Annotated in this window: 8 protein-coding genes; all 8 read left to right on the top strand. The window is 37.2% G+C overall.

Going from position 1 to position 7,228, the window contains the following annotated elements; genetic code table 11:
- The first annotated feature begins 328 nt into the window (after positions 1 to 328).
- Genes gnd through R6U02_RS02495 form a run of 8 tightly spaced genes read left to right on the top strand, consistent with a single transcriptional unit; the run spans position 329 to position 6,972 of the window.
- Positions 329 to 1,225 carry a phosphogluconate dehydrogenase (NAD(+)-dependent, decarboxylating) gene (gene gnd / locus R6U02_RS02530; protein ID WP_410262066.1) on the top strand — a complete coding sequence of 299 codons (897 nt, stop codon included), beginning with the start codon at positions 329 to 331 and terminating at the stop codon, positions 1,223 to 1,225.
- A 12-nt stretch (positions 1,226 to 1,237) separates the two neighbouring features.
- Complete coding sequence (locus R6U02_RS02525; RefSeq protein WP_410262065.1) at positions 1,238 to 2,236, top strand: D-isomer specific 2-hydroxyacid dehydrogenase family protein; 999 nt, start codon at positions 1,238 to 1,240, stop codon at positions 2,234 to 2,236.
- A gap of 1 nt (position 2,237) precedes the next feature.
- Complete coding sequence (locus R6U02_RS02520) at positions 2,238 to 3,338, top strand: iron-containing alcohol dehydrogenase family protein (RefSeq protein ID WP_410262064.1); 1,101 nt, start codon at positions 2,238 to 2,240, stop codon at positions 3,336 to 3,338.
- Between the two features lie 14 nt (positions 3,339 to 3,352).
- Positions 3,353 to 4,177: a PTS mannose/fructose/sorbose/N-acetylgalactosamine transporter subunit IIC gene (locus R6U02_RS02515; protein WP_410262063.1), complete on the top strand. Its 825-nt coding sequence runs from the start codon at positions 3,353 to 3,355 to the stop codon at positions 4,175 to 4,177.
- Positions 4,178 to 4,193: 16 nt separating this feature from the next.
- Positions 4,194 to 5,069, top strand: coding sequence for a PTS system mannose/fructose/sorbose family transporter subunit IID (locus R6U02_RS02510; RefSeq protein WP_410262062.1), 876 nt, complete (start codon positions 4,194 to 4,196; stop codon positions 5,067 to 5,069).
- Between the two features lie 39 nt (positions 5,070 to 5,108).
- Positions 5,109 to 5,615 (top strand): PTS system mannose/fructose/N-acetylgalactosamine-transporter subunit IIB, encoded by a 507-nt coding sequence (locus tag R6U02_RS02505; RefSeq protein ID WP_410262061.1) that lies wholly within the window; start codon positions 5,109 to 5,111, stop codon positions 5,613 to 5,615.
- A gap of 22 nt (positions 5,616 to 5,637) precedes the next feature.
- Positions 5,638 to 6,525, top strand: coding sequence for a hypothetical protein (locus R6U02_RS02500; protein WP_410262060.1), 888 nt, complete (start codon positions 5,638 to 5,640; stop codon positions 6,523 to 6,525).
- Entirely contained in the window at positions 6,526 to 6,972 is a 447-nt protein-coding gene (locus R6U02_RS02495) for a PTS sugar transporter subunit IIA (protein ID WP_410262059.1), read from the top strand.
- The last annotated feature ends 256 nt before the right edge of the window (positions 6,973 to 7,228 follow it).

The raw sequence follows: 7,228 nt of genomic DNA, 5'->3' as shown, positions 1-7,228 counted from the left end.
ATACACCAATTTCTTCAGAAAGACTGTTCAGTGTTTTAGTGACGACCTCTCCGCCTAAGACTAAAAGATGATCAGCGATCAAAGTTTCGGTATCATTGAAATTTTTTTTTCGTGGGAACAATAATTGTTCCAAGTAATTATGAGCCATAAGTTGATCTCCTTCTATAATGTGGTGCTGATTTATATGGTTCTCCGTGTAAGCGTATACGATGGTGTAAATAAATTATACTACAAATATAAAAAATAAAAAATGTTTTTTATTGTAAGCATTTACAAAAAATATTTTTTTGTGTATACTAACAACATATTAACAAAAGGAGGAATAAATTTGAAAATTGGAATCATAGGTTTAGGTAAAATGGGAATGAACCTTTTACTGAACTTAAGAGATAGTGACATCGATTGCTTTGGGTATGATATGTCAGATGAAACAAGGGGAAAAGGAAAAGAAAGCGGGCTGAACATAGCCGACTCACTTGGGGATCTGTTTGACTCCCTAGGCGACAGAAAAGTAATTTTATTGAGTACACCAGCAGGAAAAATAACTAATAATTTGATAAAAGAATTAAGCGGACTACTGAATCCTAACGATATCTTGATCGATAGTGGCAACTCGAATTTCAATGAAAGTATTGAAAATTATAATACGGCCAAAAAAATGGGGATAGGTTTCCTGGATTGTGGAACTTCTGGAGGGATGGACGGAGCACGTAATGGAACTTGTTTAATGATCGGGGGTGATAAAGAAGTCTTTGATGAAGTGGAGGGGATCTTTGAAAAAATTTCATGCGAAAAAGGGTACTTATATACTGGTGAAGCAGGCAGCGGACATTATCTGAAAATGATCCATAATGGAATCGAGTATGGGATGATGCAAGCGATTGGAGAAGGTTTCGATATATTGGAAGCCAGCCAATTCGAATTTGACAATGAAAAAGTTGCCTCGGTTTGGAATAACGGGTCTGTTATTCGTTCTTGGTTGATCGAATTAATAGAAGAAAGTTTTTCCAGCGATCCAAAATTACACAACATAAAAGGAATCGTAGATGCTAGCGGAGAAGGTAAATGGACGATCGAAGAAGCCTTACGTCTGAATATTCCGGTACCTGCAATTTCAAGTGCCTTATTCGCTAGAAACGAAACAAAGATCAATGACAGTTTTTCTGCAAAAGTGGTAGCAAGCATGCGCCATGGTTTTGGTGGACATAACGTCACCGAAAGGTAGGGAGGTAAGTAAGTGAATAATAGAGTAGCGATTGTAAATTCGAGCAGCTTTGGGAAAATCTTTCCTGAACATCTTGAAAGATTAAAGGATTTAGGCGAAGTAAAGTCATTCAATTTTGATAGCGGTATCAGAGGTGAAGAGCTGGCTAAAGAACTACAAGGATACAATATGATCATTGCTAGCGTAACCCCATTTTTCACCAAAGATTTTTTTGAAAACAAAGACGAATTAAAGCTCATAACACGACATGGGATAGGCTATAATAATATAGATTTAGAGGCAGCAAAAACGCACAATACCATAGTGAGCATTGTCCCGCCGCTGATCGAGAGAGATGCGGTCGCTGAAAATAATATCACAAACTTAGTAACTGTTATGCGGCGAACAAATGAATCTTACAAATATGTTCTCGAAGATAAATGGGAAGAACGAGCTAAGTTTATCGGAAGAGGTTTGAGCGGGAAAACAGTCGGTGTGATCGGAGTAGGCAATATCGGGAGCCGAGTTTCTGAGATTCTTCGCTACGGTTTCAGATGTGACGTGTTAGGTTATGATCCTAACAAGAACGAACTGGACCTGGAAGTATTTGGCGCAAGAAAAGTGGATTTTGATACTTTGCTGAAAGAGTCGGATATCATCTGTTTATGTGCTAGTCTCAATGAAGCTAATTATCATATGATATCAACCAAAGAACTGGAAAAAATGAAAGATAATGTTTATATTTCTAATACCGCTCGTGGAGCATTGGTGGATGAAGAAGCCCTGATAAAAGCAATTGAATCTAAAAAGGTAGCAGGGTTTACGACCGATGTGCTCGAGGTTGAACCAGGAAGAGCTGACCACGATTATTTGAAATATGATAATATCATCGTTACGCCGCATACTTCGGCCTATACGATGGAATGCCTTGAAGGAATGGGAGAAAAGTGTGTTGCCGATTGCGAAGCCGTTTTAAGCAATCAGATCCCTCATTATTCTGTACAAAGTGAAATTTTGAACGGAGTAACATAAGGTGAATATGGATTTAAGCGTAAAAGTCGGTCCTCAGTTTTATAAATATCACGAAGATGCCTTCAGTTTGATACCGGCTATTCTAAGTGAATATAAACCGAAAAGGATACTGATCGTTCACGGTACTCTTTCTTGGATCAAGGCCAAACCATTTTTACAAGATATCTTTTCAGATCAATATGAATGGTTCTTTGAAAAGTATAGCGGAGAATGCAGTTACTCAGAAGGTGAAAGGATAGCTGCGCTTATCGATGCTAATATGATCGATTTTGTGATCGGAGTAGGAGGAGGGAAATTAGCTGATTTAACATTATACATATGTCATTTGGCTAACGTACCTTTCGGGATCATTCCCACACTCGCGAGTAATTGCGCATCATGGACACCATTATCTGTTATGTATAAGGAAAATGGGCTGGCAGAGGGGAAAACAGAACATGTTAATAGACAAGCTGTATTTCTGATGGTTAATCCTCAGCTTGTTATCGACTCACCAGTAGAATATTATGTAGCGGGGATTGCAGATACTCTTGCAAAGTGGTATGAATCAGATATGATTTTGGAGCAAAAAGAATTTTTGGATGCTCCATTTACCAGTATGGCCAGGAGTGCTGCATTGATATGCAAAAACACGATTTTAGAAAAATCCAGTATCGCTATCGAGGACATGAAAAAAGGATTTGTCTCCAATGAATTTTTGCAAGTGTCTGAAATAATAATAGGGATAGCAGGATTGGTAGGAGGATTAGGAGACAAATATGCAAGAAATACTGTAGCGCATTCTATGCATGATGCACTGTCTGCTTCATTGCCCGAATTACACAAATTCTTACATGGGGAAAAAGTAGCTTATGGCATTTTCTTTCAATTAGCTCTCGAAGAAAAATGGGAAATGATCGATGAATTGATCCCATTTTATAATGATTTAAATTTACCAAAATCTTTAACTGAAATGGATGCTTATCCATTGTCAGAAGAAAAACAAAAAGAAATTATTTGTTTAACGAATAAAAAGAAAAAAGTGCACTTATTACCAATTGAAGTAAACGAAGAGAGATTAAGCAAGGCAATGATCGATTTAGAAAATTATATCAATAAGTGAGGAGATAAAAAGCTATGGATACTTTAACAATTTGGCAAAGTTTAGCAATCGCTTTATGGGTGGGAGCCGTAATGTCTCGTTCTTTCTTAGGAGGAGCAACACTGATGTTACGCTTCTCTCCATTGATGACTGGATTAGTCGTCGGGATCGTAATGGGGAACGTCGCACAAGCAATGATAGTAACTGCCGCTATTCAATTAATATATATGGGAGTTTTTTCACCGGGAGGCACAATGCCATCAGAACCTTCAATCGCAGCAGGGATTGCAGTTCCTGTAGCATTACTCGGTAATTTGGAACCTGAAGCAGCAATCGCAATTGCCGTACCAGTAGGATTGTTAGGATCGTACTTGTATCAATTCAGATTTTTCCTTAATACCTTTATCGGGAAAGATACGGATAGAGCCGTTGCAAAATTAGACCATGCCGGGATTACCAGATCCGTTATCATTTACCCAACTATTGCGTCATTTATACTATTCGTACCATTAGTATTTGTTGCATTGTTCTGGGGAGCACCAGTCATTGCTCAGGCAATTTCTGCTTTAGAAGGAACAGTCGTACTGCATATTCTAGAGGTTGTAGGTGGAGGATTAGCTGCCATCGGTATTGCCACTACTATTTATGTAATCGGACGTAAAGAGTATCTCGTTTTCTTCCTGGGTGCTTACTTTATGAGTGTTATTTTCGCAGGTTTAGGAGTAACAATGGTTACTTATGCAATTGTAGGTACGTTGATTGCAGCCGTGTTTGTATTAGCAAAAAGCAATAACAATCCAGTACCGGCTACAAATAACTCTACAACAAATGAATACGATGATGATGGCGACGATTTCTAATTTAACTTAGGAGAGGATGAAAAAAATGACAACTAATCAAACAGTATTATCAAAAGCAACTAATGCACCAGAAGAAATCACTCAAAAGGATGTTTCAAAAGCCTACTTACGGTGGCACTTTGCAAACGAGATCCCCCATTCTTTTGAAAGGTATTTAGCGCCATCGTTACTGTGGGCAATGATGCCGGTATTAAGAAAACTATACAAAGATGATGATCAGCTAAGAAGCGCGTATGAGAGACAATTACTCTTTTTCAACACTCAGTTAACTTGGGGTGGAGGAGTCATCACCGGCTTAATGTCATCTATGGAACAAGACCGTGCGAACCAGGAACATCAAGAAACAGCTATTACGATGACTGATGATTTAATGTATAACACTAAAGCTGGTTTAATGGGAGCTTTAGCAGGTATTGGAGATTCGATCGACTCAGGTACGATCCAATATATCTTTATTGCCATTGCGATACCTTGGGCTCAAAGCGGGAACCCACTTGGAGCACTGTTTCCGTTTATCGGTTTTGCACTGTATCAGGTCATGATAGGTTTGTTCTTTGCACGACAAGGATTCTCTACAGGTAGAAGTGCTTCTAGTTTAATGGAAAGTGCCGGAGTTCAAAATGCGATAGAATTATTATCTATCCTTGGATTGTTTATGATGGGTATCTTAGCGGCTAGCTATATAAAAGTATCTTCTTCTCTCGCCTTTGAAATTTCGGGACGGCCATTTGTCCTCCAGGAAACATTGGATTCGATCATTCCAGGAATATTACCATTAGCAGTTGTTTTAGGCATTTATTACTATTATAGTAAGAAGGGCTTAAAAGTAACTCGTGCACTATTATGGTTGACAGGAATCTTAATTGTTCTTGCTGGAGTAGGTATTTTATAAATTTTGATTATTCATTACAGAGAGGATTAGGATAAAAATATGGGTGAAGTAAACTTAGCTCGCGTAGACGAACGATTGATCCATGGTCAAGTAATGGTCACTTTATCTAAAAGAAATAATGTTAACTCGATTTTTGTTGTAGATGACATTGTAGCTAACGATAAATTCATGAAAAGTCTTTACAAGAGTGCAGGAAGTCGTACGGGTCAGAAAACAGTAGTGATGACAATGGACAAATGCAAATTTTATTGGGATGAATTTGCATTCAAACAATATAGTAGCATTCTTATTGCTAAAACAGTCGACGCAATGTACGAACTAGTTAAATATGGCGTTCCAATGAAGGAAATCAACATTGGAGGAATCGCTCAAAAAAATCCGGAAAAAGATATTCTAGTGACCAAATCCGTTTATTTAAATAAAGAAGATGCGTTAAAATTAAAAGAATTAAGTGAAGGACATGGAGTAGAGAATATTTATTTCCAAGCTACGCCATCTTCACCAAAAACAAGTTTGAAAGATGTATTAGCAAAATTCGATCTATAAAGGTTTAAAAAGGATGGTAGTCATGAATCGTGATGAATTATTGAAAGACTGGTATGTTAGGTATAATTTTATCTTGGGGGCTAGACGAACAGCTAAGCAAAAAGAAAGATTTCTAAAGAGTATGTTATATGACTTGAATGTAATGGATAGAAAAGCCAAATTGCATGAATTTGGCAGCAATAACCAAGGTAAAAATATTTATATTGGAAATATAAAGAACGCAAAAAAAGTGATTTGTACCTATTATGATACCCCGATTTTTCAGCACGATTCTTATCATTTAGCCGATTATGAATTGAATAAAAAAAATACGCTAAAAACGATGGTTCTCCATTCAACAATTTTTTTGATAATTGGCTTAGCCTTTACCTTTTTAATAGGCATCCCGATTTATCAAGCCAATGAGCTTTTGTCACTGCCTTCAATTCTGGTTTCTCTGTTTCTTATGATTTATTTTATCATCCTTAAAAAGATTTCGACCGGGTTGTCTTCGAAACTCAATTTGGTTAGAAACACATCATCTTTATTATTGATGCTTCAATTTATGAGTAAACATAGAGATAAAGACACTGCTTTTGCTTTTTTGGACGCAGGCACATATAATCACGCTGGATTGAATGAGTTGAGGGAAAACTGTCGTGGGAAAATTTATTTATTGGATAGTGTCGGAGCGGATAAACCTTTATATCAAATAAGCGATAATGAGCGAATGTTCGTTGCTGAGAGTCGCGTTGAACAAGTGAAGCAAAATCTGTTTGATCACTCGGATATCTTGATTTTAACCAGTATGGAAAAAATCAATCAATCTTTTCAATTAGATAAAAGAAGTCTCAAAAAGAAAAATGTGGATGAACATAATATGAATGCTACTTTTGACTTTTTAGAAAAATTAGTAGGGAGGAAAACATAAGTGATCGGAATTGTTATTGCTACTCATGGGAAATTAAGTAACGGTGTAATCGATGCTGCTGAATTAATAATAGGAGGCACCGATGATATTCAAGCAATAAATTTAGTGCACGGAGATGACGTGACTAAATTACAAGAAAAATTAACGGTGTCAATCAATAAAGTTAATGATGATGATGGGGTCATTATTTTCACGGATTTAGCTGGAGCCAGCCCTTATAACCAAGCTACTCTTGCAGTTCGCTCCCTATCGGAAAGTATTCAAAAAAAGGTTTTTGTTATCACGGGTGTAAACCTGCCGATGTTGCTTGAAGCGATCAATCAACAAATGATTGATGCTTCTGTGGAAGAGGCTGTAGATGCAATAGTGAATACAGCTAAGCAGAGTGTCCTGGTGTGGTCTCAAAGTGATGAAGCAGACGATTCAGAGGAAGAAGAAGAGTTTTAGTCATACTCTAATATATCTGATGGAAAGCTAGGGGAAACCCTAGCTTTTTTTGTAAATCTATTTTATTTTTCAAGGAGGACTGTGGTATGTATAATGCGCATGATAAATACAAATTGAAAAAAGTGATAAATGCAAATGGGAAAATGACGATTTTAGGTGCCTCAATATATGCCAGTGAAGCAATTGAAGCTCAAGTTTTTGGTGGAGAACATTTTTTTACTGCAATAGATGAGGTGCCATCTTGCAGAAGGAGGGT

It is taken from the genome of Alkalibacterium sp., assembly GCF_046484155.1.
GTDB lineage: Bacteria > Bacillota > Bacilli > Lactobacillales > Carnobacteriaceae_A > Alkalibacterium.
Note: the sequence above shows the minus strand (reverse complement) of the source record. Positions and strands in the feature narration are given on the sequence as shown.

Excerpts from the sequence above, each read along its gene's own strand:
- R6U02_RS02515 (WP_410262063.1), top strand. The coding sequence starts at position 3,353 with ATGGATACTTTAACAATTTGGCAAAGTTTAGCAATCGCTTTATGGGTG.
- R6U02_RS02510 (WP_410262062.1), top strand. The coding sequence starts at position 4,194 with ATGAAAAAAATGACAACTAATCAAACAGTATTATCAAAAGCAACTAAT.
- R6U02_RS02505 (WP_410262061.1), top strand. The coding sequence starts at position 5,109 with ATGGGTGAAGTAAACTTAGCTCGCGTAGACGAACGATTGATCCATGGT.
- R6U02_RS02500 (WP_410262060.1), top strand. The coding sequence starts at position 5,638 with ATGAATCGTGATGAATTATTGAAAGACTGGTATGTTAGGTATAATTTT.